Consider the following 22,753-nt stretch of genomic DNA (forward strand, 5'->3'; position numbering starts at 1 on the left):
TATTTCAAAATGAGCTTTTATTGGGTAAAAACGAATTCTTTTATCAAAAGGGTATTTTCTAAATATTGTTGGGATATTCCAAACAAGGAAAAGAAAATATACCTCACTTTTGATGACGGCCCTACGCCAGAAATCACAGACTGGGTTTTATCTGAATTGAAAAAATTTGATGCAAAAGCCACTTTCTTCTGTATTGGAAAAAATATAAATGCAAACGCAACTTTATTCGAAAGGCTAATTGCCGAAGGACACGCTATCGGAAACCATACTATGAATCACATTAATGGATGGAAAAGCCAAACTAGTGATTATATTGAAAATGTAAAAAACTGTGCTTCGATTTTGGCAGATGAAAAAAAACTGAACAGCTTATTATTTCGTCCTCCATACGGAAAAATAAAAAAAGCGCAGTCTAAAATTCTGCGAAATCTTGGTTATAAAATAGTAATGTGGGATGTTTTGAGTGCCGATTTTGATCAATCAATCACGCCAGAAAAATGTCTTGAGAATGTGACTAAAAATGTAACTTCGGGAAGCGTCATTGTTTTTCATGACAGTATTAAAGCATCACAAAATTTAAAATTTGCTTTACCTAAAACTTTACATTTTTTAAAAGAAAATGGATATGCTTTTGATGTTATTCATTAAAAAAACATCAATAAAAAGTTTTATTATTGATTAAATTGCTCTTGAACAATTCCTATAATTGTATTTGCATCAAGTTCTCCTGATTGTCTCCAAATCATTTGACCTTCTTTATAAATCATAAGTGTTGGAAGTCCTTTAATACGAAGAGCCTCAGCTAGTTCTTGATTCTTATCTACATCAATTTTGATTACTTTGGCTTTATCACCAAGTGCAGCCGCAACATCTTTAATTACAGGATGCATTGATACTGACGATTCATTCCAATCTGTGTAAAAGTCAATTAACACAGGGACTTGAGCATTTATTAGTTCTCCAAATTTTGACATAAAACCAAAAATTTAAATTTTTTAATTTACTACAAAGAGGCAAATATTCTACAAATGTAGCATTTTTAACGAATTAAGCCACATTCTTGCTCTTTTTTAGTTCTATCACTGTTATTTCTGGCATAATACCAACTCGCCCTGGATAGGCATGAAAACCAAATCCGCGGTTAACATAAACGTATCTTCCGGCTGTTTCGTACAAGCCCGCCCACTGTTTGTAAATGTATTGTGCCAAACTCCATTTAAAATAACCTGGAATTTCGATTCCAAACTGCATTCCATGTGTATGTCCTGCCAATGTCAAATGGAAGTTTTTAGGATGATCTTTAATTTCGGCATCCCAATGGCTTGGATCGTGACTCATTAAGACTTTAAAATCCTCTTTCGCTACATTTTGAGAAGCTTTATTTAAATCGCCGGCTTTCTTGAAATTAACGCCCCAGTTCTCTACTCCAACTAAAGCAATTTTATCATCGCCTTTTTGAATGTATGTATGTTCATTCAATAACAATTTGAATCCTATTTGGCCATAAAGACTCTTGATTTCCTTGAAGTTTTCATCTTTTTCTTTTTCTGATGGCCAAGTCACATATTCGCCATAATCGTGATTTCCTAAAACTGAAAATTTACCGTATTTATAATTTTTAATTCGGCTAAAAGTTTCTAGCCACGGATGCATCTCTTTTGCATGTGTATTTACGATATCTCCGGTAAATAAAATCATATCTGATTCTTGTTCATTGATCAAATCAATGGCGTAATTTATCTTTTCGGGATTGTCAAAACTTCCGCTGTGAACGTCTGAAATCTGAGTAATTTTGAAACCATCAAAAGCATCTGGAAGATCTGGAAAAAAGATCGTTTGCTTAATGACTTTAAAGTTATATTTTCCTTCAAAAATTCCATATATCAAAGATAAAAAAGGAACTGCTGCCAATCCTAATGCAATCTGGCTGATAAACTTTCTTCTATCCGGCATCATTTCTTTTCTCGGAGCATTATACATGAAATAATTCAAAAGACTGGCGCCAATTCTAAAAATGTCTTCACCAAACATTACTAGTGTAAGAACGATTTTTGGAACATAAACCAACAACATAAGCCCCATTGTAAACATGGTTTGCTTGGTTTGTCCTACTGAACGGTCAAATTGAGTAAATGAATAAATGATAAATGCTAAAAGCAGAAAACTTATAATCTGATAACTTATTAAAGCCCATCTTACTTTGATAAGGGTTCGGAAAGCTTGATAGGAATAAAACTCAATAAGCAGAAAAAGGGCACAAAGAATTACAAAACGAAAAATCATTAGTTATAGTTTTAAGCAAAGTAACAAAGAATGAAAATTTTATTGCTTTTTATTATCAAAAATTTAACTCAAAAATAAAGAACAAAAAGCTGGCAGATTTCTCTGCCAGCTTTTTCTCTACCAAATTTTTTAAAACCTTTTATAAACCAAAACAACGTTTGCTGAGCAAACTTGTGCTTTTTATTTTTGAGTTTTTGCGGCTTCTGGCTTAGCTGCCTCTGCTTTTTTAGCTTTTTTATCGGCTTTTTTCTCTTTTTTAGGAGCTTTTGCTTCTTTTGCTGGAGCGGTTTGAGCTGGAGTTGTTTGAGCGTTTACCATAGCCACTGTTCCTAGAACAGCTACTGCTAACATTATTACTTTTTTCATAATTAAAATTTTTTGCTGATTTGTTAATTACTTCATTATTATACTTCAAAGATAGAATCACAAAATGAAGATTAAATGAAGATTAAACCTGTTAGAAAAAATTAACTTTTAATTGTGTTTTACAGCTTCCGGAAGCACTAATGTAAAGGTTGTTCCTTCATTTATTTTTGAAACAACTTTGATTTCGATATGGTGAAAAGAGGCTATACTTTCAGCAATAGCAAGTCCCAAGCCTTGGCCTTCCTGATCTGAATTGATTCTGGCAAATCGGTTAAATATTTTTTCCAAATGAGCTTCACTCATTCCCAATCCTGAATCGGCAATTGAAATAAAATAACGTTCTTTTTCAAATCCATCTGAAATTATAATATTTCCTTTTGGACGATTATACTTTATGGCATTGGTTACCAAATTATAAATCAAAATATGAATCAGTGTTTTATTTCCGATAAAAACATAATCAAACTCCATCTGATTTACAAAATCAATTTCACGATCCTCCATACGATCCTGAAAATCTTCCTGCAGATCATCTATAATTTCATGGAAATTAATATTCTCGGTTGCTTCATACTGATTGTTTTCAATTCGGGAAATTAAAAGCAAATTATTGATGATTTTTTTCAGCATGTCGAGCGTCTTCAGTGAGCCTGCAATTTTATCAACAGCATTGTCATCAAGAGAATCATTCTGAAGCAAGTTTTCAAATTTGTTTTTCAGCAGCGCAATTGGTGTTAACAATTCATGTGAAACATTCGAAATAAATTGTTTTTCTTTTTTGAAAAGTTCTGAGATTCGATCCATCATTTGATTCAAAACCAAATCTAATTCTCTAAAATCTCTGGAATTTGCTTTTATCGGAGTATGATCAAAAGCTTCCGGTTCGTTAACCCGCCTTATTTTTGTATCGATTATTTTATAAAAAGGTTTCAGCAGATATTCAATATAAACGGTATCTGCCAAAAAAGTAACCAACAAAATAACAACTAAAACAATAATTATAAAAAATCGGATAATAAAAGTAAGGTCATTTACTTCACTCAAACTGCTCCCTATTTCCAGTTGATAACCTTGATTTTCGTAGGTAAAATGATATTGCAGAATTCGATATTCATTTTCTTCTCCTTCAATAATTCTGTATTCATTCGTAAAAATCGCTTTTTTGTCTTTTTCTTTTACTCGGATTTTAGATAATACTAAGAATTCACTGTGAAGCGTAGAAAATTGAGAATAAGTTTCGGTTGAATCATCGGCATTTTCAATAAAATCGTCAATTTCTTTTTTATTCAAATGATCAATAAATTTTTTCTTTTTTTCAACCAAACCATTATTAATGTGTCGGTAAACAACATTTTCAACTAAAATGGGCAGCATTAGCCATAAAATCAAAATCACCAACAATCGCGTTAGTGCATTAAAAATAGCTAACTGATGTTTTATCTTCACAAATTTATTTTTTATTCGTTTATACGATAACCTACATTTCGAACGGTTTCAAACCAATCTATAGATCGATGTTTGTCTAATTTTTTTCGAAGATTTCGAACATGAACATCTATAAAATTGGAATCGGAATTAACTTCAAGAATATCGCCCCAAATATGTTCCGTTAACTGAAGTCGAGTGATAACTCTGTTTTTATTCAAAACCAAATACTGAAAAATATCAAATTCTTTTTTAGTCAGACTAAGTGGTATCTCATTATAACTGACTTTATAATCCTGCAATTGAAGCAAAAAACCGTGAATGCTTAAATTATTTAATGTAAAACCGTGAATTCTGCGAATCACAGCAAACAATCTGGCACTCAGTTCTGTCAATGCAAAAGGTTTTGTCAAATAATCATCGGCACCTAAATGAAGACCATTTATTCTGTCATCTAATTCTCCGCGGGCCGTGAGAACAATTACAGCCATTTTTGATTGTGTTTTTCGTACGGCTTTCAAAACCTCAAAACCGTCTCCGTCCGGCAAGCCAAGATCAAGCAGCATGGCATCATAATCATTACTGCTAACTTCTTCCAAAGCATCATTACAACTATGGGCAATTTTACAGACATAACCCACATTGCACAGAAAATCATAAACTTCTACTGCAAGCTCTCTGTTATCTTCAACAATTAAAATATTCATAAAAACAGCTATTAAGCGCAATTAAATTTAAGCAATTTTAAAAAATCCTGTTACGCATTATTAAAAAATTAACGAATAAAAAAAGCTGATAAATTTCTTCATCAGCCTTTCCAACCGCATTCTCCATAATCATTATTCCTGTTTTGTTTTTGTTTACCATGATAAAAAACAAAACTCAAACAATCTTTATTTTACTTTTTTGCAGCTTCTGCTTTTGGAGCTTCACTTTTTTCTGATTTTTCTTTTTTACCAGATTTGTGATTATGGTGTTTAGTTGCTTTTACCTCTTTTGCCGGTGCAGCCTGAGTTGGTGCAGTTTGAGCATTTACCATTGCACTTGTTCCTAAAATCAATACTGCGGCCATCAATAAATTTTTCATGATTTCTAATTTTTTAAATTAATGTTTTTTATTCTCTTAAATTCTTTTTCTTATTTTTTTACTTTTGTTGTCTCTGCTTTTGGAGCTTCAGCTTTTTCTGATTTCGTTTTTTTATCAGATTTGTGTTTCGGGTGTTTTGTTGCGGTAACTTCTTTGGCTGGAACTGTTTTACCATCTTTTGCAGGAAACGCATGAACCATTGCGCTTGTTCCTAAAACTGCTACTAATAACATCAATAAATTTCTCATGATTTCTAAGATTTAAAAATTAATTACCTTTTATTTTACAGATCAAAATTACCTCTGCAAAATGAAGCCAAAATGAAGAAATCCCTGAATAAAAATTTTTAACTTGATATTAACTTTTGCTGTTTTTCTATCATATATGTAGAGGCGCACAGCAGTGCGTCTCCGCATATGAGATAGACGCACTGCTGTGCGCCTCTACAATGCGCGTTTCTATAAAAATGAACTTACATAACTTATATAGTGGAAAAAAAATCTTGAGAGTCTAATTTTTGAGACCTCAATTGTTTATTTTTACAGACTAATATTTTTTATATGTCAACTCAAAAACGCCTTTTTCTTCTAGATGCTTATGCATTAATTTTCCGTGGTTATTATGCTTTTATAAAAAACCCGAGAATCAACTCAAAAGGAATGGATACATCTGCAATTATGGGTTTTATGAACTCGCTTCTGGATGTTATCAAAAGAGAAAAACCAGACCACTTGGCCGTTGCTTTTGACAAAGGCGGAAGTCAGCTACGAAATGAAATATTTCCAGAATACAAAGCCAACCGTGACGTAACGCCCGAAGCCATAAAAATTGCAGTACCTTATATATGCGAATTGCTAAAAGCAATGCACATTCCGATTATTGAAGTTGAAGGTTTTGAAGCCGACGATTTGATTGGAACTATTGCCAAACAAGCAGAAAAACAGAATTACAAAGTTTTTATGGTAACGCCTGATAAAGATTTTGCTCAGTTAGTTTCTGAAAATATCTTTATGTACAAACCGGCCCGAATGGGTAATGGAATCGAAATATGGGGTGTTCCTGAAGTTTTGGCAAAATTTGAAATCGACAGACCAGAACAAGTAATTGATTTTCTTGGAATGATGGGCGATGCTGCCGATAATATTCCTGGACTTCCCGGAGTTGGAGAAGTTACAGCCAAAAAGCTTTTGAAAGAATTTGGCACAATGGAAAACCTTTTGGCAAATACTGACAAGCTAAAAGGTAAAATGAAAGAAAATATTGAAGCCAATAAAGAAAAAGGGCTTCTTTCTAAAACATTGGCAACTATATTATTAGACTGTCCAGTAACTTTTGATGAAACTGATTACGAATTAACACGTCCGGATATTGAAAAAACGGATGCTATTTTTCAGGAATTAGAATTCAGACGAATGGCAGAACAGTTTGACAATTTGTTCAAAACAGACGGAACTCAAACTGCAGCTCCAGAAGTTTCTGATGCTAAATTGTACAAAAAACCACAACCTAAAAATGACGATCAATTTGATCTTTTTGGAAGCGCTTCCGCAGATGAAAATGCCGAAACTCCAAGAACTTCTTTTTACAATACATTATTAGATACACCTCACTCCTACCAGATTATTCAAGGAGATTTGGGTGTAAAATTACTTTTGCAGAATTTACAAAACCAGACTTCGGTTTGTTTTGATACCGAAACAACTGGAATTGATGCTTTGCATGCAGAATTAGTCGGAATGTCTTTTGCTTTTGAAAAAGGAAAAGCATATTACGTTCCGTTTCCGGAAAGTCAGGAAGAAGCTCAAGTTTTAGTTGATAAATTTGTTCCATTTTTCGAAAATGAAAACATCGAAAAAATTGGACAGAATTTAAAATACGATCTAAAAATCCTTGCTAATTATGGTGTTACCGTAAAAGGAAAGCTTTTTGATACCATGATTGCGCATTATTTGATCAATCCGGATATGCGTCATAATATGGATATTTTAGCCGAAACATATTTGAAATATTCTCCAAAATCAATTGAAGACTTAATTGGAAAAAAAGGAAAAAATCAGCTTTCTATGCGCGATGTTCCTTTAGAAGATATTAAAGAATATGCTGCCGAAGATGCTGATATCACTTTACAATTAAAAGAAATCTTCACAACCGAATTAGACAAAACCGAAACCAAAAAGTTATTTGATGAAATCGAAATTCCATTAGTAAGCGTTTTGGCCGCAATGGAAACTGAAGGAATTCGTTTGGATGTTGATTTCTTAAAAGGAATGTCATCTGAAATGGATGTCGAAATCAAATCTTTGGAACAACAAATTTATGAAACTGCCGGAGAGAAATTCAATTTAGCTTCTCCAAAACAGTTGGGAGATATTTTATTTGACAAAATGAAAATTGGCGGTGCCAAACAAAAGAAAACCAAAACCGGACAATATGCAACCGGAGAAGAAGTTTTGACTTATTTAGCCAATGACAACCCGATTGTAAAACAAATTCTGGACTGGCGCCAAATGGTGAAATTGCAAAGCACTTATATTTTAGCTTTACCAGAACAAGTAGACAAAAAAACATTGCGTGTTCATACCGATTATATGCAAACAGTTGCTGCAACAGGACGTTTGAGTTCCAATAATCCGAACTTACAGAACATTCCAATTCGTACCGAAAGAGGACGCCAGATCCGTAAAGCTTTTGTTGCTCGCGATGAAAATCACACTTTAATCTCTGCCGATTACTCGCAAATTGAATTACGAATTATTGCTGCTTTAAGCGGTGAAGAAAATATGATTAAAGCTTTTCAGGATGGAGAAGATATCCATAAAGCAACAGCTGCAAAAGTATTTAATGTTGCTTTAGAAGAAGTTTCACGTGAACAAAGAAGCAATGCCAAAACAGTAAACTTCGGAATTATATATGGTGTTTCTGCTTTTGGATTAAGCAGTCAGACTTCATTATCGAGAAGCGAAAGTGCCGCTTTGATTGAAGCATATTATAAAACCTATCCGAGATTAAGATCTTACATTAACGAGCAAATAGAATTTGCCCGCGAAAAAGGATATGTACAAACTATCCTAGGAAGACGTCGTTATTTAAAAGATATTAATTCAGCAAATGCTGTAGTAAGAAGTGCCGCCGAACGAAATGCAGTAAATGCACCAATTCAGGGAAGCGCCGCCGATGTGATTAAAATTGCGATGATCAACATTCATAAAAAATTACAAGACGAAAACTGGAAATCTAAAATGTTACTTCAAGTACATGATGAGCTTGTGTTCGATGTTCATAATGATGAACTCGAAAAAATCCAGCCAATGATCAAACATGAAATGGAAAATGCTTTTAAAATGGCAGTTCCGTTGGAAGTTGAACTTGGTTTGGGTAAAGATTGGTTAGAAGCGCATTAATCTAATTTTAGATCTTTCGAATTAACTTTGAAACATAAAAAAACCACCAGTTGTCGCTGGTGGTTTTTTAATTATTTTACTTTTCTAGTCGATTCTCTTTCTTTCAAAACTGTCTTGATAACGATTGTTTCATAATCTGAAGTTTCTTCTTCGCTTTCTTCCAATCTTTTGATTAGTCGTTTTGCAGCAACTTCACCAATTTCGATTCCGTGCTGGCTTACTGTTGTCAAACTTGGAGACAAACGTCTTGAAGCTAAAATTCCATCCGCGAAACCGATAATCGAAATATCTTCTGGAACTCTGTATCCTTTTTTCAAACTCACTCTTAAAGCAGCAACCGAATCATTTTCATCTAAAGCAAAAATTCCGTCGATTTTATGATCAAAAAGTGAATCAATTTTAGCTTTCATATCATCTTCAGAATCAGTTCGAAGAATGATATTTTCATTGACTGGAATATTATTGTCTTTTAAAGCTTTCAAATATCCATCAGCTCTTAATTTTCCAACACTTAAATTATCGACTGACGAAATCAGTGCAATATTTTTACATCCCAAATTAATTAAATGCTGTGTTGAGTTTAAAGCAGAGTCAAAATCATCAACCACAACTTTATCACAATCAACTTCATCAGCAATACGGTCGAACATTACAATTGGAGTTCCGTCATTAATAATTTCCGAAAAGTGATTGTAATCCTGAAGCTTTTGTGCTTCTTCAGAAACTGAAAGAATAAAACCATCAATAGTTCCGTTGCTCAACATTTCAAGCGTATGAATTTCTTTTTCTAAAGATTCATTAGAAATACAAGTAATTACATTATATCCTTTTTTGTCGGCTACTTTTTCGATTCCGCTAAAAACTTTAGCAAAAAAAGAGTTCAATATATTAGGTATAATTACACCAATAGTTTTGGTTTTTCTATTCTTTAAATTCAGACCAATAACATTCGGTTTATAATTTTTGAGTTTGGCATACTCCTTAATCTTCACCTTCGTCTGCTCACTAATTTCCGGACTATCGTTCAATGCTTTAGACACTGTAGACACAGAAACACCTAGTTCTTTCGCAATTTGTTTAAGAGTTGCTTTAGCTTTCATCTATTAAAATTTTATGTAATTAATACAAATATAGTAGAATTACCTAAAATAAAACAAAAAAGCCCTACCACTTATTAAAAATATAAGGTCTTTTGAAAATAAAAGCAAGATAACACTGATTTTTAAAACCGCATCTCCTTAAATCTCGTTAATACTCTAATATACGCTTTATTAACCTTATAAAAGACCTTGATTATGAAAAACGAAGTTAAAATTCATGAAGTTGACCCTTCACTGAATAACAGAAGGAGCTTTCTAAAGCTCAGTGGCTTAACGCTAGTTAGTGCAGGTTTGGTTCTGGCTGGCTGCAGCAACAATGATGATGATAACGATATGCAAGATAATACCCTGCCAGGCATAAAGAACGGAGTGTTTGATTTAGGTTCAGGAGACTTTGGCGTATTAACGTACGCATATGCACTTGAGCAATTAGAAGCCGACTTTTATACGAAGGTCGTAAACGCCTCAAATTTTAACTCTACTTTTAATGATATTGAACGTCAGGTTTTAACCGATTTATATCATCACGAAGTAATTCATAGAGATTTCTTCAAAGCTGCTTTGACTGGAGCACTTCCAGATCCTAGCTCACAACTGCTTCCCTCCTTGGCATTTAACTATGGCTCCATGAATTTCAACAGCCGTAACGATGTTCTTGCTACTGCAAAAGCACTTGAAGACACGGGAGTTGCAGCATACAACGGCGCTGGAAAACTAATTAAAAGCGCCGATTATTTATTATTAGCCGGAAAAATTGTTTCTGTTGAAGCGAGACATGCCTCAGCAATAAGAAGTTTGATAAACCCTAATTCCAAAGATTTTGCGGGTGACGATATAGTAAATACATCAACAGGCTTAGATGTTGCAAAAGATCCTTCCAAAATTCTGCCCATTGCCGGAGGATTTATTACTACAAAATTCACTGCCAACTATTTACCTTAATCTTAACTAGCTAAAACTTAGAAATTATGAATATTTTAAAATTTATAGAAACCTTTACTGATGATAGTTTAATGGCAAGAACCGGCTCTAGAAGAGACAGTTTTAATCAGTTTGGAAACATAGGAAGAAATCTGGCATTGGCATCAATCCCATTCGGATTATCAGCAATGGCAAACAAAGCACTTGCAAAAGATATAACAGCAACACCAGCAACTCCAATTGGAGCTCTACAGTTTGCACTGACATTAGAATACCTTGAAAACGAATTTTATGCAATGGCATTAGATTCTGGAGTAATTCCCGCTTCTGAAAATGGCGGACGTGATTTGAAAGTTTTTCAGCAAATCGCAGATCACGAAGCTGATCATGTTAAATTTTTAATTGCAGGATTGGGCGGAACAATGAGTCCTAATTTTGTTGCAAAACCTACTTTTGATTTTACCGTTGGAGGCGCATTTGATCCTTTTCATGATTATCCAACCTTTTTAGCATTGGCGCAAGCTTTCGAAGATACAGGCGTTAGAGCTTACAAAGGTCAAGCTGCGAATTTAATTTCAACTCCCGATTTATTGACAGCTGCTTTGCAAATTCATTCTGTTGAAGCTCGACATGCATCTGAAGTTCGACGCTTACGCGGATTAAAAGGCTGGATTTCAAATGCCGAAAGAGGTGCAGGAATGCCAGCAGCCACACAGGCCGTTTATGATGGTGAAGGTGTCTCTATGCAGGCCGGCTACAATACTGCCAGTTTGTTTGGAGCGGCCGCAGGATCAGAAGCTTATGACGAACCGCTGAATACACAACAAGTTGTTGACATTGCCAATTTATTTATTGTTTAACACAAAAAAAACAAAATATTGAACCATCTTCGCGTTATCGTGAAGGTGGTTTTTTTTTAATGATTTAAATACAAAACTGAGAGCCTGATTTTCAGGATATAAAATATTCTTTTCAGGTATTTGGTTTTAAAATAATTAATTGTACTTTTGCATCCCCTTTATTGGGGATGGAATGTTTAATTAAAATAATATTATGGACGCATTAAGCTACAAAACAGTTTCAGCTAGCAAAGCCACTGTAACTAAAGAGTGGATTGTTGTTGACGCTGAAGGTCATAACTTAGGACGTCTTGCTTCTAAAGTTGCAATGATTTTAAGAGGTAAGTACAAGCCAAGTTACACACCGCACGTTGACTGTGGAGATAACGTAATTGTTATCAACTCAGAGAAAATTAACCTTACAGGTACAAAAATGAATGACAAAATTTACATGCGTCATACAGGTTACCCAGGAGGACAAAGAACTTTAACTGCTAAAGTATTGCAATCTAAAAACCCTGCATTATTAGTAGAAAAAGCGGTAAAAGGTATGTTACCTAAAAACAAATTAGGAGCAGAACTTTTCAGAAATCTAAATGTTGTTGTAGGTGCTGAGCATACTCACGGAGCTCAAAAACCTAGAACTGTTAACCTAAATGATCTTAAGTAATGGGAGTTATTCACAAAATCGGTAGAAGAAAAACCGCTGTTGCACGTGTATACGTTTCTGAGGGAACTGGAAACATCACTGTAAACAAAAAAGAATTCGCAACTTACTTTCCAACTGCAACTTTACAATACAAAGTTTTACAACCGCTTTCTATGACAGAAAACGCTGGTAACTTTGATGTAAAAGTAAACGTTTACGGAGGTGGTACAACTGGTCAGGCAGAAGCTGTAAGAATGGCATTAGCACGCGTAATGTGTGAAGTTAACGCTGAAAACAGAGGAATCCTTAAACCAGAAGGTTTATTAACAAGAGACCCAAGAATGGTTGAACGTAAGAAATTCGGTCAGAAGAAAGCTCGTAAGAGATTCCAATTCTCTAAACGTTAATATTACCTGTCTTGTTCAGATGGGACAAGACATTATCAATTATTTATTGAAATTAAAAAACACAGTTATTGTTGCTCTCCTATCGAGGTAGGATATAGTTTAGCATCTAAATGTATAAAGCCAGAGAAATCGCCATTTATACATTGCTAATCAACAGAACGTAAACTAGTACAAAAATGGCAAACAAAATAGAAGTAAAAGAATTACTAGAAGCAGGTGTTCACTTCGGACACATGACTAGAAAATGGGATCCAAACATGGCTCCTTACATTTATATGGAGCGTAATGGTATTCACATTATCAATCTATATAAAACTGCAGCTAAAATTGAAGAGGCTAATGAAGCTTTGAAAAAAATCGCTGCATCAGGTAGAAAAATCTTATTCGTAGCTACCAAAAAACAAGCAAAAGACATCGTTGCTGATAAAGCAAAAGCTGCAAACATGCCTTACATCACTGAAAGATGGCCTGGTGGAATGCTAACTAACTTTGTAACTATCAGAAAGGCAGTTAAAAAAATGTCTTCTATTGATAAAATGAAGAAAGATGGTACTTTCATGACGTTATCTAAAAAAGAGCGTTTGCAAGTTGATCGTCTACGTGCTAAATTAGAGAAAAACTTAGGTTCAATCGCTGACATGTCTAGACTACCAGCTGCATTGTTCGTAGTAGATATCAAAGCTGAACACATCGCAATAAAAGAAGCTCAAAAATTAAACATTCCAGTTTTCGCAATGGTTGATACGAATTCTGACCCAAGAGAGGTTGATTACGTGATTCCTGCAAATGATGACGCTTCTAAATCAATTGACAAAATTTTATCTTTAGTGACTACTGCAGTAATCGAAGGTCTTTCTGACAGAGGTGCTGAAAAAGAAGTTGAAGCTGCTGAAGAAGCTCCTGCTGTTGAGGCTGAAGCTGCTCCTGCAACTGAAGAATAAATCAAATTTTAAATTCCAAATTTTAAATTCCAAATTCCAAATACAAAATTAAAAACGTTATGTTGATAATTTAATAAAATTGGAGTTTGGGATTTAGAAGATGGAATTTTTACTTTTAACATTAAAATTCAAAATATTATGGCAACAATTACTGCTGCAGACGTAAATAAATTAAGACAATCTACAGGTGCCGGAATGATGGACTGTAAAAAAGCTTTAGTTGAAGCTGATGGAGATTTCGATAAAGCTATACAAGTTCTTAGAGAAAAAGGACAAAAAGTTGCTGCTAACCGTTCTGACCGTGAGTCTTCTGAAGGAGCTGCTGTTTCTTTTGTTAATGCAGACAACACTAAAGGAGCTATCATCACTTTAAACTGCGAAACTGACTTCGTAGGTAAAAATGAAGCTTTCGTAACTTTAGCTAAAGATTTAGTTGAAAGAGCTATCAATTTCTCTTCTAAAGAAGAATTCTTAGCTTCAGATTTCAACGGAATTACTGTTGCTGAAAAATTAATCGAGCAAACAGGTGTTATCGGTGAGAAAATCGAAATCGGTGGTTTCGAAATTTTAGAAGGTGCTTTCGTTGGATCTTATGTTCACGTTAACAAAATTGCTGCATTAACTGCAATTTCTGCTGCAATTCCTAACGCTGACGTTTTAACTAAAGATGTTTCTATGCAAGTTGCTTCTATGGGAGCTGATACATTATCTTACAAAGATTTTGATCCTGCTTTCGTTGAATCTGAACTTGCTGCTCGTATTGCTGTAATCGAAAAAGACAATGAAGAAGCAAAACGTTTAGGAAAAACTTTAAAAAATGTTCCTAAATACATTTCTTTCTCTCAATTGACTGAAGAAGTTTTAAAACAAGCTGAAGAAGATGCTAAAGCTGAATTAAAAGCTGAAGGTAAACCAGAACAAATTTGGGATAAAATTATTCCTGGAAAAGTTCAACGTTTCATCTCTGACAACACTACTTTAGATCAAGAGAAAGCTTTATTAGATCAAAACTTCATCAAAGATGATAGTAAAAAAGTTGGTGATTATGTTAAAGGATTCAATACTGAAATCACTGGTTTCAAAAGAGTTACTTTAGGTTAATCAAATTCTTTTTTGATATTTTAAATATCATTACTTTATTATATAAGCCCATTTGTTTGACACAAATGGGCTTTTTTTATGGATAATTGTTTTAGATGGTACAAAAAAAAGACCGCCATTTCTGACAGTCTTGATTTTATAAATAATTCCGAATTATTTTTTACTCTTAATTGGGAAGTTTCTTGCACGCATCAAAGCATCTGATTTCGGAGCTCTTCCTCTGAAGTTTTCATACGCTTTCTCCTGATCAATAGTGTTTCCTACACTAAATACAGTATCATAAAGTCTTTTTGCAACAGCTTTATCGTAAGCACCTTTTCCTTCTGTAAAAGCTTCCCACGCATCAGCATTGATGACATCAGCCCATAAATAACTATAATATCCTGCAGCATATCCATCGCTTGAGAAAATATGCCCAAATTGCGGAATACGGTGACGCATTACAATTTCTGAAGGCATATGAAGCGCATCTAAAGTCTCTTTTTCAAATTTATGCGGATCAATAGGCTGTGTAGCCAAATGAAGCTTCATATCAACTAAAGAACTAGAAATAGTTTCAACAGTTGAAAAACCTTCTCCAAAGTTTGCTGCTTTTTCAATTCTGTCAACTAAAGCCTGAGGCAATGGCTGATTTGTTTTATAATGCAAAGCAAATTTGTTCAATACTTCCGGAGTTGCCAGCCAATGCTCTAATAATTGTGACGGAAACTCAACATAATCTCTTGCAACAGCTGTTCCTGCTAAACTTGGGTATGTTACATTTGAACATAATCCGTGAAGGGCGTGACCAAATTCATGGAATAAAGTCGAAGCATCTTCCCAAGAAATTAAAATTGGCTCATTTGGAGCACCTTTAACAAAATTACAGTTATTAGAAACAATTGTAAGTACATCTTTATCAAGTTTCTGTTGATCGCGGTAAGCATTCATCCACGCTCCAGAACGTTTTCCTGCGCGAGCATAAGGATCAAAATACCATAAACCTACAACTTTGCCTGTTACTTTATTGCTTACTTCCCAAACACGTACATCTGGGTGATAAACTGGAACATTTGTAATTTGTTTGAAGCTTAAATTGAATAATTCTCCAGCAACCCAAAACATACCTTCACGTAAATTTTCTAATTGAAGATATGGTTTCACTTCGTTTTGATCTAAGTCATATTTTGCTTTTCTAACTTTTTCAGCATAAAAACGGTAATCCCAAGGCTGGATTTTAAAATTCCCTCCTTCAGCATCAACGATTTTTTGCATTTCAGCAACATCTTTATGAACTTGCTCAACAGCTGGCTCCCAAACTGATTCCATTAAAGCCAAAGTCTTTTTAGGATCTTTTGCCATTTTGTTAGACAAACTCCAATCAGCAAATGTTGGATAACCTAATAGTTTTGCTTTTTGAGTACGCAATTGTAAAATAGAAACAAGTGTAGCATTGTTATCATTTTCGTTTCCGTTATCTCCACGTTTCACAAAAATATCAAATGCTTTTTCTCTTAAATCTCTACGAGTTGAAAAAGTCAAAAATGGTTCTATTGAAGAACGTGTATTTGCAATACAACCTAAAACATCTAATTTTCTTTCTTTTGCTTCAGCTATAGCTGCATTTTTAACTTCTTGTGGCAAACCATCAAAATCGCTTTCTGTTTTTAAAGCTACGTATTGATTGTGTTCTTCTGCTAATAAATTTTGGCTAAAACGTGTAAAAAGTGTTGCCAATTCTTTATTTATTCCTGCAACTTTAGCTTTATCAGCCTCGTTTAGCTGAGCGCCCTGACGCACAAAATTAGTATAATACAACCAAATTAAACGTTGTTGCTCACCTGTAAGTTTGCTTTTTTCTTTTGAATTATAAACCGTTTCGATTCTGGTAAATAATTTTTTGTTTTGATTGATTTTATCTGAAAATTCAGAAAATTTAGGTGACAACTCTCTGTCAATTGCACTAAATTCAGGGCTACTTAAGTTTGATCTGTAAATCCCATAAACAGTCAGAATTCGTTCAATTGTCCCTCCCGAACGCTCTAAAGCAACAATAGTATTTTCGAAAGTAGCTGGTTTTGGATTATTCGCAATAACATCTATTTCGTTTAATTTTTCCTGAATAGCAAATTGAATTGCTGGTTTAAAGTCGGAAACTTTGTACTCATTGAAGGCAGGAACTCCTCCGTAAGGACCTGACCAAGGTTTTAGCAACGGATTATCAGAATTGCTTTGTGCGGAAGCCGCAAAAAAAGTTGTACTCATGATAAAAATTGACATTAATTTTTTCATTCTCGTTAATTTGATTATAAATAATAGAAACTTGTTCTTCTCCAAAAATACCTAAAATTTACCAATCACAAACTATTCACAGAATGTTAAAAAAAATCATTTCTTCTAAAACATTAATAATTCAGAAAAGCATTCGGGGTTGTTCAGAAAATCCTTTATAAAAAAAACGTATAAAAACGGGAAACCGTAAACATCCGAGTCTATTCTGTTTTATATTTGTTTACCAAAACCTTTAATCGTTTTCTCTTGAAAAAATTACTTTATATCTCATTATTAATAACTTCGGTTATTCAGGCACAAAACAAAAGTCTTTTTTGGGAAATATCCGGCAACGGTTTAACCAAAAATTCTTATTTGTACGGAACCATGCATGTCAATGAAAAAGTATCTTTTCATTTATCAGATTCTTTCTTCAAAAATCTTTTAGGATCAGATATCGTGGCAAACGAAAGCAATCCGGAAACCTGGGGAGAACTAAACGGTTTAATGAAAAATGATGATTATAATTTCTCACCAAGTTTTTATTCGGAGTTTTATTTGTTCCCTGCGAGCAAAGAAAATATTAAGACTCTTTTTGTAAACGATAATGCGAAATATTTCAAAAACATGTTGTCAGGAGCCGAAGGAGATCAGGCTGATTTTCAGGAAAACACCGTTCTTGACATGTTTATTTTTCAGACCGGAAAAAAATACAAAAAGAAAATCGCCGGACTTGAAGACGCAAAACAATCTATGCTTTCTATACTTAACATAATGGATGAAGATGCTGTTGCGAAAGACGAAAACAAGACAGCTTTATTGAAAATTTTAAAAAATAGAAACCCAACAGAAGTACTTAAAGAATATTATAGGGAAAAAGATATTGTTATGCTGGACTCTATTTACAAACTGATGTTTTCTAAAAAGGCACATGATGCTCTTATTGTAAACCGCAATAAAGTGATGACCAAAAGCATTGATTCTATTGCAAAAACCGGAAGTTTATTCTCTGCTGTGGGCGCGGCACATCTTGGCGGAAATGAAGGTATTATTGCACTTTTAAGACAAAAAGGTTATACTGTAAAACCTATAATTGACACTTTTACTGAAAGTGGAAAAAATCAGAAAAAAACAATTGAAGCTTACTTTCCAAATCCAAATTTCAGCGTTACAACTACAAAAGACAAAATGCTGCAATTGCCTTTGTATAAAACAACTATTGACGAAAATGAAAATTTAGGTTCGCCAGATTTTACAAATGGCGGCGCCATTACAATCAAAAGAATTCCGTTAAATTATTTTTTGAAAAAAAATGACATTCCGTACAATATTAAATCTTTAGACAGTTTATTTTTTGAAAACATAGCCGGAGACATTATTGAGAAAAAGTATTTTGAACAAAATAATTACGCCGGTTATGATATAAAAAATGTGACCAAAACAGGAAATAGCCAGCATTCTAAATTCTTTGTTACGCCTCTTGAGATTATTTCGGTATCAATGACAGGTCCGTCAAATTATGTTCGCCAATATGAAAATGAAGTTTTTGAAAACATTAAAATAAAGCCTTTTAAAAATGAATGGGAGAAAATAAAACCACTAAAAGGCGGATTTGAAGCTGAAATTCCTTCCTTCAATTTTGTCTTTGGAAATAATACTGAAACGGGACCTGATATTGATATTCAGGCTTTTGACAATCAAGAGAAAGGATATTATTTTTTAAGAGAAAAAACCTTAAATGATATTGAAACTTTAGAAAATTCAGAGTACGAACAACGACAAATTCATTATGAGTTTTATTTGCAACAAGATCAGGATTCAACTGATGTACAATATAATAAAATAGAAAATTCATTGATTTCTTCCTCAAAAATAGGAAACAGAAATATGAAATTAAAAACGGTAATCGCCGGAAATAAATATTATTTACTTGGAACTGTAAATACATCAGAAGAAAATACAAATCGATTTTTTAAATCGTTTTCAATTTCGCCTTTTGTCTATTCGTCAAAATCGAAAATCTATGTTGATTCAATTGCAAACTACAAAATAGAAATTCCGGAGAAAGAAAATGAAAACTTGTTTTTAAATCTTAATCCTGACAAAAAAACACGAAAAAACACTTTTAATTCGTCCATAAAATTTCAGCATTTTAATTCCGAAACAGGTCAAAAAATTATTCTGAAATATTATAAATATCCAAAATATGAGCGCAATCTGCCTATTGATTCCATTCAGAATAAATTCAAAAAAGAATTTTTAAAACAAGATTATGAAGATTTCACTGAAACCTATTTTGATGATGAAAATTTCACTGATAATCTGACTTCTTTATTAAGTGCCGAAGTATATACGAAGAATGGTTTTTCAGCATCGCTTTGGAACAAAATGCTTTTGAACAAAAAAGACAATTATGAGTTTATAACTGAAAATACTACTTACAACAAAGAGGATAAAAGCTATATTATAAACGCAATAGTTTCTAAACCAAATGCCGTTCAAGCCATAAAATATAAAGTTTTGTACAAAGACAATACAACGTATTTGTTGAGCACTCTTGTGGGCAAAAATTATAAAAATGAAGATGCTTTTATTGAAAAAACTTTCAATTCACTCTCTTTTGTAAAAAACAATCAAACTGAAAGCAGTGAGGATAAAGTGAAACTTTTTATTGAAGATGCAAAAAGCAAAAGCGATACAATTCGTTACTCGGCTTTAAAATCAATAAACACGCTGGATGTTTCAGATAATGATTTTGAAAGTCTGACCAATTTTATTGATACTTTCAATTTTAAAGAAAATGAAACCGACGCCATTACTACTCTTTTAGAAAAAATAGGCGGAATGAAAGACGAAAGAGTTATTTCGTATTTGGAAAATTATTACAAAAAAGAAGCCGTTAAAACAGATATTCAAATTAGTATTCTAAAAGCGCTTTCGAATCAAAAATCAAAAACGGCTTACAAAAAAATAAATGAATTGTTCGATTACGATTTGCCAATTCCGGATAATCAATACGCGATTGCAAACTTGTTTTCGGCATTTGAAGAAGATTCAGAAAACAGCAAAGAATTGTTTCCTAATGTTTTTCAGTATTACAGCATTAAGGAATATCACAATCCTGTAATAACTTTTTGCAACTCGCTTTTTGAACAAAAATTAATCTCGGTTAAAAAATTAAAAGCGTTTAAAAAATTAATTCTGACCAATACAAAACTAGAATACAAAAGAGTCGCAAGTTGGAATCAGAAAAATAAAGCAAAACAAAACAATGATAATCTGGAAGCAACAGCAGTTTATTTTGACACTAATGAATCTCTAGCTGATTTGCTTACTTATACAACTTTAATCTACAATTATGCTGAAGAAAAACCAGTTAAAGATATTTTGGACAAAATCAGAAAGCTTGATATTCTGGAATTGAACATTGAATTGGCCCGATTAGGAATTGTAAACAACAAACTGAATTCGGCAGAAATTGAAAGCTTCTTAAAAGATCCAAAAACACAATTTGCTACAATTAATCTTTTATTAAATCAGAATAAAAAAGAACTGATTCATTTTTCGGATGAAGAAATTTCAAAAGCTGCCGCAATTAATCTTCTGAGCCTTTCTGAAAAAGACAGCATTTCATTGATGAAAAAGAAAATCATTGAGAAAGATGGTCACGAGATTTCACTTTTCTATTATAAAGTAAAAGCAAAAGATCTGGAAAAAAACCAGCTGTACACAATTGGTTTTATAAACGAAAACGGAAAAATAAATCCGCTTGCTTTCAATATAATCGATTCAAAACAACTTAATGACGAAGAAGATTTAGAAAACAAATACGATTTAATAGCTACAGAATATTTAAACAAAGAACATTTGAGATCGAGTTTTGAAAAACAAAAGATCGAAGATGAAAATATTCTTGATGGAGAATATTAATTTATTATAAGCTTAAAATAATTAACTTTGAAAAAACAGATTTTATAATAAGCTTATATGTTTAAAACCAAAAAAGAAATTGTCTTTGTAATTCTGGCAGGTATATTTATAACAAATGCAGTCGTAGCCGAATTAATTGGCGGAAAACTCATTCAGATTGGTCCTTTTGTAATGAGCATCGGGATTTTGCCCTGGCCAGTTGTTTTCTTGACAACCGATTTGATAAATGAATATTTTGGTGAAAAAGGAGTAAAAAAACTCTCCTTTATTACAGCCTGTTTGATTGCTTATGCTTTTCTAATTTTGTTTATGGCTATTGTAATTCCTGCTGCAAAAGGGATAAGTCCTGTAAATGATGACCAATTTCAGGCTGTTTTTGGTCAAAGTATGTGGATTATTGTTGGAAGTTTGATTGCTTTTATGGCATCTCAATTAATTGATGTTTGGATTTTTTGGTTTTTCAAAAGACGTACAGGCGAAAGAAAAATATGGCTTAGAACAACAGGATCAACAGTAATTTCGCAATTATTTGATTCGTTTATTGTTCTTGGAATTGCATTTTGGCTACCGGGAAAAATCAACTTTGATACATTTATATCTTCTGCTTTAATTGGATATACTTTTAAATTATCGATTGCCATATTGCTGACGCCTTTAATATATGCCGGACACCATTTGATTAAAAAATATTTAGACGAAGATCCTCCTCACAAAGAATAAAAAATAATCGGGTTATGAAAAATGTTAGCTTACTTATTTTATTCGCATTAACATGTTTCTCTTTTAGTTGTGGCCGTGACGAAAAAAAGCCACCTAAAAAAATAATCATGCCCGTCAATATGCTGAAACCAGCTCCTGTTAAAACTGGTGTAAAAATAGCATCCAAAAATATCAAGGCACCGCAGGAAATTGGAACGAAAAAAACTGCTGCAAATCAAAAAACTTTTGCTGTAAAAAACACCATTGCCATAACTCCAGCTCTTAATCTGGAAAGCAATCCCAAAAATGCAAATATTGATATCAAAAAAGAAGCAAACGACAAATTGCTGAATTTCGTTAATATCAGAAAGATTCTCAACAACTGTAAAACGGGTCAAACAATGACGCAAGAGCAACTCACACAAAACTTTGAAATTCCTGAAGAAGCAGTTAAACTAGTTAAAAGCGTTACGAAAACTGCTGAAAATGAGTTATCCGTGAAATGGAAGTCAACATGGCTTGTTGAAAAAGTATCAGATGCAGAACTTGAAGACGGCAAAATGAAAGTAAAATTCAAAGCCAATAAAATGTATATGTCCGGCAATGCTATCGGTATTAAATACAATCGAAAAATCTATACTAATTTAGTTATTGTTGGTCGTTCGGCATATATTCCGAGTGTGAAGGGATACAGCTGGCAAATAGGGCGATAAGCAGTTTTTCTTAATACATCCATTAGATATTAAAACGTAAAAAATAATAATTAATCGTCAATAGCACAATTAAAAAGAAGAAAAAACTTACAATTTTATTGTTTTAACAAGTAAATACTTTGTATTTTTGCAACTTGTTTAACAATAAATTTTTAATAAAATGAAAAAATTAGCTTTTTTATTTGTTTCAGTTGGTTTATTACTATCATCATGCAGTAGTAATGATAATGATGAAAATAACCCTGAAGCAAAAGCATCAATCGTTGGTAAATGGGAACTTACAAAAGGAGGAAACATTTTAAATGGCAATCAACTTCTCTTACCTATTACTCCACAAGGCGGATGTAGCAATAACCAAATTGAATTTTTAGAAAATGGAAATTACAAAGAACTACAATATGAATATGCTAATTCAAAATGTAAAGAATACAATAATGATGGGACATGGTCAAAATCAGATAACACCTTAAAAACTAAAGACATATTAAACAATGAATTAACTTACGAGATATTGAAGTTAGACGAAACAACTTTAAGACTAAAAATCACTAAAGGAAATGACAATGCCATTTATGCTTTAACCGAGTTTACAAGAAAGTAAATTATTACTAATTAAATTAAGTCTCACTTCATTTTGAAAT

At 33.0% G+C, this 22,753-nt stretch carries 21 protein-coding genes; 12 read left to right on the forward strand and 9 right to left on the reverse strand.

The features are described 5' to 3' along the window. The first annotated feature begins 9 nt into the window (after nucleotides 1-9). A complete protein-coding gene (locus GQ47_RS03925; protein ID WP_035645300.1) occupies nucleotides 10-648 on the forward strand; it encodes a polysaccharide deacetylase family protein in 639 nt (212 codons plus the stop codon). A gap of 23 nt (nucleotides 649-671) precedes the next feature. Here GQ47_RS03925 and GQ47_RS03930 read toward each other — a convergent pair whose 3' ends face one another. The 7 genes from GQ47_RS03930 to GQ47_RS03960 form a co-directional block, all read right to left on the reverse strand. Beyond that, on the reverse strand, nucleotides 672-974 hold the full coding sequence (locus tag GQ47_RS03930; protein ID WP_026728605.1) for a thioredoxin family protein: 303 nt from the start codon (nucleotides 972-974) through the stop codon (nucleotides 672-674). 73 nt (nucleotides 975-1,047) lie between these two features. Then, nucleotides 1,048-2,283 (reverse strand): metallophosphoesterase, encoded by a 1,236-nt coding sequence (locus GQ47_RS03935; protein WP_035645303.1) that lies wholly within the window; start codon nucleotides 2,281-2,283, stop codon nucleotides 1,048-1,050. A 180-nt stretch (nucleotides 2,284-2,463) separates the two neighbouring features. Further along, complete coding sequence (locus GQ47_RS03940) at nucleotides 2,464-2,649, reverse strand: hypothetical protein (protein ID WP_035645306.1); 186 nt, start codon at nucleotides 2,647-2,649, stop codon at nucleotides 2,464-2,466. 108 nt (nucleotides 2,650-2,757) lie between these two features. Beyond that, nucleotides 2,758-4,095 carry a sensor histidine kinase gene (locus tag GQ47_RS03945; protein ID WP_238567942.1) on the reverse strand — a complete coding sequence of 446 codons (1,338 nt, stop codon included), beginning with the start codon at nucleotides 4,093-4,095 and terminating at the stop codon, nucleotides 2,758-2,760. An 11-nt stretch (nucleotides 4,096-4,106) separates the two neighbouring features. Further along, complete coding sequence (locus GQ47_RS03950) at nucleotides 4,107-4,781, reverse strand: response regulator transcription factor (RefSeq protein WP_035645310.1); 675 nt, start codon at nucleotides 4,779-4,781, stop codon at nucleotides 4,107-4,109. A 191-nt stretch (nucleotides 4,782-4,972) separates the two neighbouring features. Next, nucleotides 4,973-5,161, reverse strand: coding sequence for a hypothetical protein (locus tag GQ47_RS03955; RefSeq protein ID WP_035645311.1), 189 nt, complete (start codon nucleotides 5,159-5,161; stop codon nucleotides 4,973-4,975). A gap of 50 nt (nucleotides 5,162-5,211) precedes the next feature. After that, nucleotides 5,212-5,409, reverse strand: coding sequence for a hypothetical protein (locus GQ47_RS03960; RefSeq protein ID WP_035645312.1), 198 nt, complete (start codon nucleotides 5,407-5,409; stop codon nucleotides 5,212-5,214). 312 nt (nucleotides 5,410-5,721) lie between these two features. Here GQ47_RS03960 and polA point away from each other — a divergent pair, with 312 nt between their 5' ends. Continuing rightward, a complete protein-coding gene (polA, locus tag GQ47_RS03965) occupies nucleotides 5,722-8,562 on the forward strand; it encodes a DNA polymerase I (RefSeq protein WP_035645313.1) in 2,841 nt (946 codons plus the stop codon). 71 nt (nucleotides 8,563-8,633) lie between these two features. On the opposite strand, the gene GQ47_RS03970 is transcribed toward polA, so the two are convergent. Next, nucleotides 8,634-9,662 (reverse strand): LacI family DNA-binding transcriptional regulator, encoded by a 1,029-nt coding sequence (locus tag GQ47_RS03970; protein ID WP_035645314.1) that lies wholly within the window; start codon nucleotides 9,660-9,662, stop codon nucleotides 8,634-8,636. A gap of 195 nt (nucleotides 9,663-9,857) precedes the next feature. Between GQ47_RS03970 and GQ47_RS03975 the strand changes: the two genes are divergently transcribed. The 6 genes from GQ47_RS03975 (at nucleotide 9,858) to tsf (ending at nucleotide 14,520) form a co-directional block, all read left to right on the forward strand. Continuing rightward, the gene (locus GQ47_RS03975) at nucleotides 9,858-10,604 is read left to right on the forward strand and encodes a ferritin-like domain-containing protein (protein WP_035645319.1); all 747 of its coding nucleotides are present in this window, start codon (nucleotides 9,858-9,860) and stop codon (nucleotides 10,602-10,604) included. Between the two features lie 26 nt (nucleotides 10,605-10,630). After that, on the forward strand, nucleotides 10,631-11,443 hold the full coding sequence (locus GQ47_RS03980) for a ferritin-like domain-containing protein (RefSeq protein WP_035645321.1): 813 nt from the start codon (nucleotides 10,631-10,633) through the stop codon (nucleotides 11,441-11,443). 193 nt (nucleotides 11,444-11,636) lie between these two features. Beyond that, on the forward strand, nucleotides 11,637-12,092 hold the full coding sequence (rplM, locus tag GQ47_RS03985) for a 50S ribosomal protein L13 (RefSeq protein WP_035645324.1): 456 nt from the start codon (nucleotides 11,637-11,639) through the stop codon (nucleotides 12,090-12,092). Then, entirely contained in the window at nucleotides 12,092-12,478 is a 387-nt protein-coding gene (rpsI, locus tag GQ47_RS03990; RefSeq protein WP_035645327.1) for a 30S ribosomal protein S9, read from the forward strand. Before rplM ends, rpsI begins: the two co-directional genes overlap by 1 nt. A gap of 176 nt (nucleotides 12,479-12,654) precedes the next feature. Continuing rightward, entirely contained in the window at nucleotides 12,655-13,419 is a 765-nt protein-coding gene (gene rpsB, locus GQ47_RS03995) for a 30S ribosomal protein S2 (protein WP_035645329.1), read from the forward strand. A 138-nt stretch (nucleotides 13,420-13,557) separates the two neighbouring features. Continuing rightward, complete coding sequence (tsf, locus tag GQ47_RS04000) at nucleotides 13,558-14,520, forward strand: translation elongation factor Ts (protein ID WP_035645331.1); 963 nt, start codon at nucleotides 13,558-13,560, stop codon at nucleotides 14,518-14,520. Nucleotides 14,521-14,673: 153 nt separating this feature from the next. Here the strand turns inward: tsf and GQ47_RS04005 are convergent, their stop codons facing one another. After that, nucleotides 14,674-16,791: a M3 family metallopeptidase gene (locus tag GQ47_RS04005; RefSeq protein WP_035645333.1), complete on the reverse strand. Its 2,118-nt coding sequence runs from the start codon at nucleotides 16,789-16,791 to the stop codon at nucleotides 14,674-14,676. Nucleotides 16,792-17,037: 246 nt separating this feature from the next. Here GQ47_RS04005 and GQ47_RS04010 point away from each other — a divergent pair, with 246 nt between their 5' ends. The 4 genes from GQ47_RS04010 (at nucleotide 17,038) to GQ47_RS04025 (ending at nucleotide 22,713) form a co-directional block, all read left to right on the forward strand. Then, nucleotides 17,038-20,700, forward strand: coding sequence for a TraB/GumN family protein (locus GQ47_RS04010; protein WP_035645336.1), 3,663 nt, complete (start codon nucleotides 17,038-17,040; stop codon nucleotides 20,698-20,700). 57 nt (nucleotides 20,701-20,757) lie between these two features. Then, nucleotides 20,758-21,420 (forward strand): queuosine precursor transporter, encoded by a 663-nt coding sequence (locus GQ47_RS04015; RefSeq protein WP_035645339.1) that lies wholly within the window; start codon nucleotides 20,758-20,760, stop codon nucleotides 21,418-21,420. Nucleotides 21,421-21,434: 14 nt separating this feature from the next. Then, nucleotides 21,435-22,112, forward strand: a complete 678-nt coding sequence (locus tag GQ47_RS04020; protein ID WP_035645342.1) for a hypothetical protein — start codon at nucleotides 21,435-21,437, stop codon at nucleotides 22,110-22,112. A gap of 160 nt (nucleotides 22,113-22,272) precedes the next feature. Next, nucleotides 22,273-22,713 carry a lipocalin-like domain-containing protein gene (locus GQ47_RS04025; protein WP_035645345.1) on the forward strand — a complete coding sequence of 147 codons (441 nt, stop codon included), beginning with the start codon at nucleotides 22,273-22,275 and terminating at the stop codon, nucleotides 22,711-22,713. Nucleotides 22,714-22,753: the final 40 nt, after the last annotated feature.

The sequence above is a fragment of the Flavobacterium sp. ASV13 genome (genome assembly GCF_000745775.1).
Taxonomy (GTDB): Bacteria; Bacteroidota; Bacteroidia; order Flavobacteriales; family Flavobacteriaceae; genus Flavobacterium.

Excerpts from the sequence above, each read along its gene's own strand:
- rpsB (WP_035645329.1), top strand. The coding sequence starts at position 12,655 with ATGGCAAACAAAATAGAAGTAAAAGAATTACTAGAAGCAGGTGTTCAC.
- GQ47_RS03935 (WP_035645303.1), bottom strand. The coding sequence starts at position 2,283 with ATGATTTTTCGTTTTGTAATTCTTTGTGCCCTTTTTCTGCTTATTGAG.
- rplM (WP_035645324.1), top strand. The coding sequence starts at position 11,637 with ATGGACGCATTAAGCTACAAAACAGTTTCAGCTAGCAAAGCCACTGTA.
- tsf (WP_035645331.1), top strand. The coding sequence starts at position 13,558 with ATGGCAACAATTACTGCTGCAGACGTAAATAAATTAAGACAATCTACA.
- GQ47_RS03975 (WP_035645319.1), top strand. The coding sequence starts at position 9,858 with ATGAAAAACGAAGTTAAAATTCATGAAGTTGACCCTTCACTGAATAAC.
- GQ47_RS03970 (WP_035645314.1), bottom strand. The coding sequence starts at position 9,662 with ATGAAAGCTAAAGCAACTCTTAAACAAATTGCGAAAGAACTAGGTGTT.
- GQ47_RS03955 (WP_035645311.1), bottom strand. The coding sequence starts at position 5,161 with ATGAAAAATTTATTGATGGCCGCAGTATTGATTTTAGGAACAAGTGCA.
- GQ47_RS03925 (WP_035645300.1), top strand. The coding sequence starts at position 10 with ATGAGCTTTTATTGGGTAAAAACGAATTCTTTTATCAAAAGGGTATTT.
- GQ47_RS04005 (WP_035645333.1), bottom strand. The coding sequence starts at position 16,791 with ATGAAAAAATTAATGTCAATTTTTATCATGAGTACAACTTTTTTTGCG.
- GQ47_RS03940 (WP_035645306.1), bottom strand. The coding sequence starts at position 2,649 with ATGAAAAAAGTAATAATGTTAGCAGTAGCTGTTCTAGGAACAGTGGCT.
- GQ47_RS04020 (WP_035645342.1), top strand. The coding sequence starts at position 21,435 with ATGAAAAATGTTAGCTTACTTATTTTATTCGCATTAACATGTTTCTCT.
- rpsI (WP_035645327.1), top strand. The coding sequence starts at position 12,092 with ATGGGAGTTATTCACAAAATCGGTAGAAGAAAAACCGCTGTTGCACGT.
- GQ47_RS04015 (WP_035645339.1), top strand. The coding sequence starts at position 20,758 with ATGTTTAAAACCAAAAAAGAAATTGTCTTTGTAATTCTGGCAGGTATA.
- GQ47_RS03960 (WP_035645312.1), bottom strand. The coding sequence starts at position 5,409 with ATGAGAAATTTATTGATGTTATTAGTAGCAGTTTTAGGAACAAGCGCA.
- GQ47_RS03950 (WP_035645310.1), bottom strand. The coding sequence starts at position 4,781 with ATGAATATTTTAATTGTTGAAGATAACAGAGAGCTTGCAGTAGAAGTT.
- GQ47_RS03980 (WP_035645321.1), top strand. The coding sequence starts at position 10,631 with ATGAATATTTTAAAATTTATAGAAACCTTTACTGATGATAGTTTAATG.
- GQ47_RS04025 (WP_035645345.1), top strand. The coding sequence starts at position 22,273 with ATGAAAAAATTAGCTTTTTTATTTGTTTCAGTTGGTTTATTACTATCA.
- GQ47_RS03930 (WP_026728605.1), bottom strand. The coding sequence starts at position 974 with ATGTCAAAATTTGGAGAACTAATAAATGCTCAAGTCCCTGTGTTAATT.
- polA (WP_035645313.1), top strand. The coding sequence starts at position 5,722 with ATGTCAACTCAAAAACGCCTTTTTCTTCTAGATGCTTATGCATTAATT.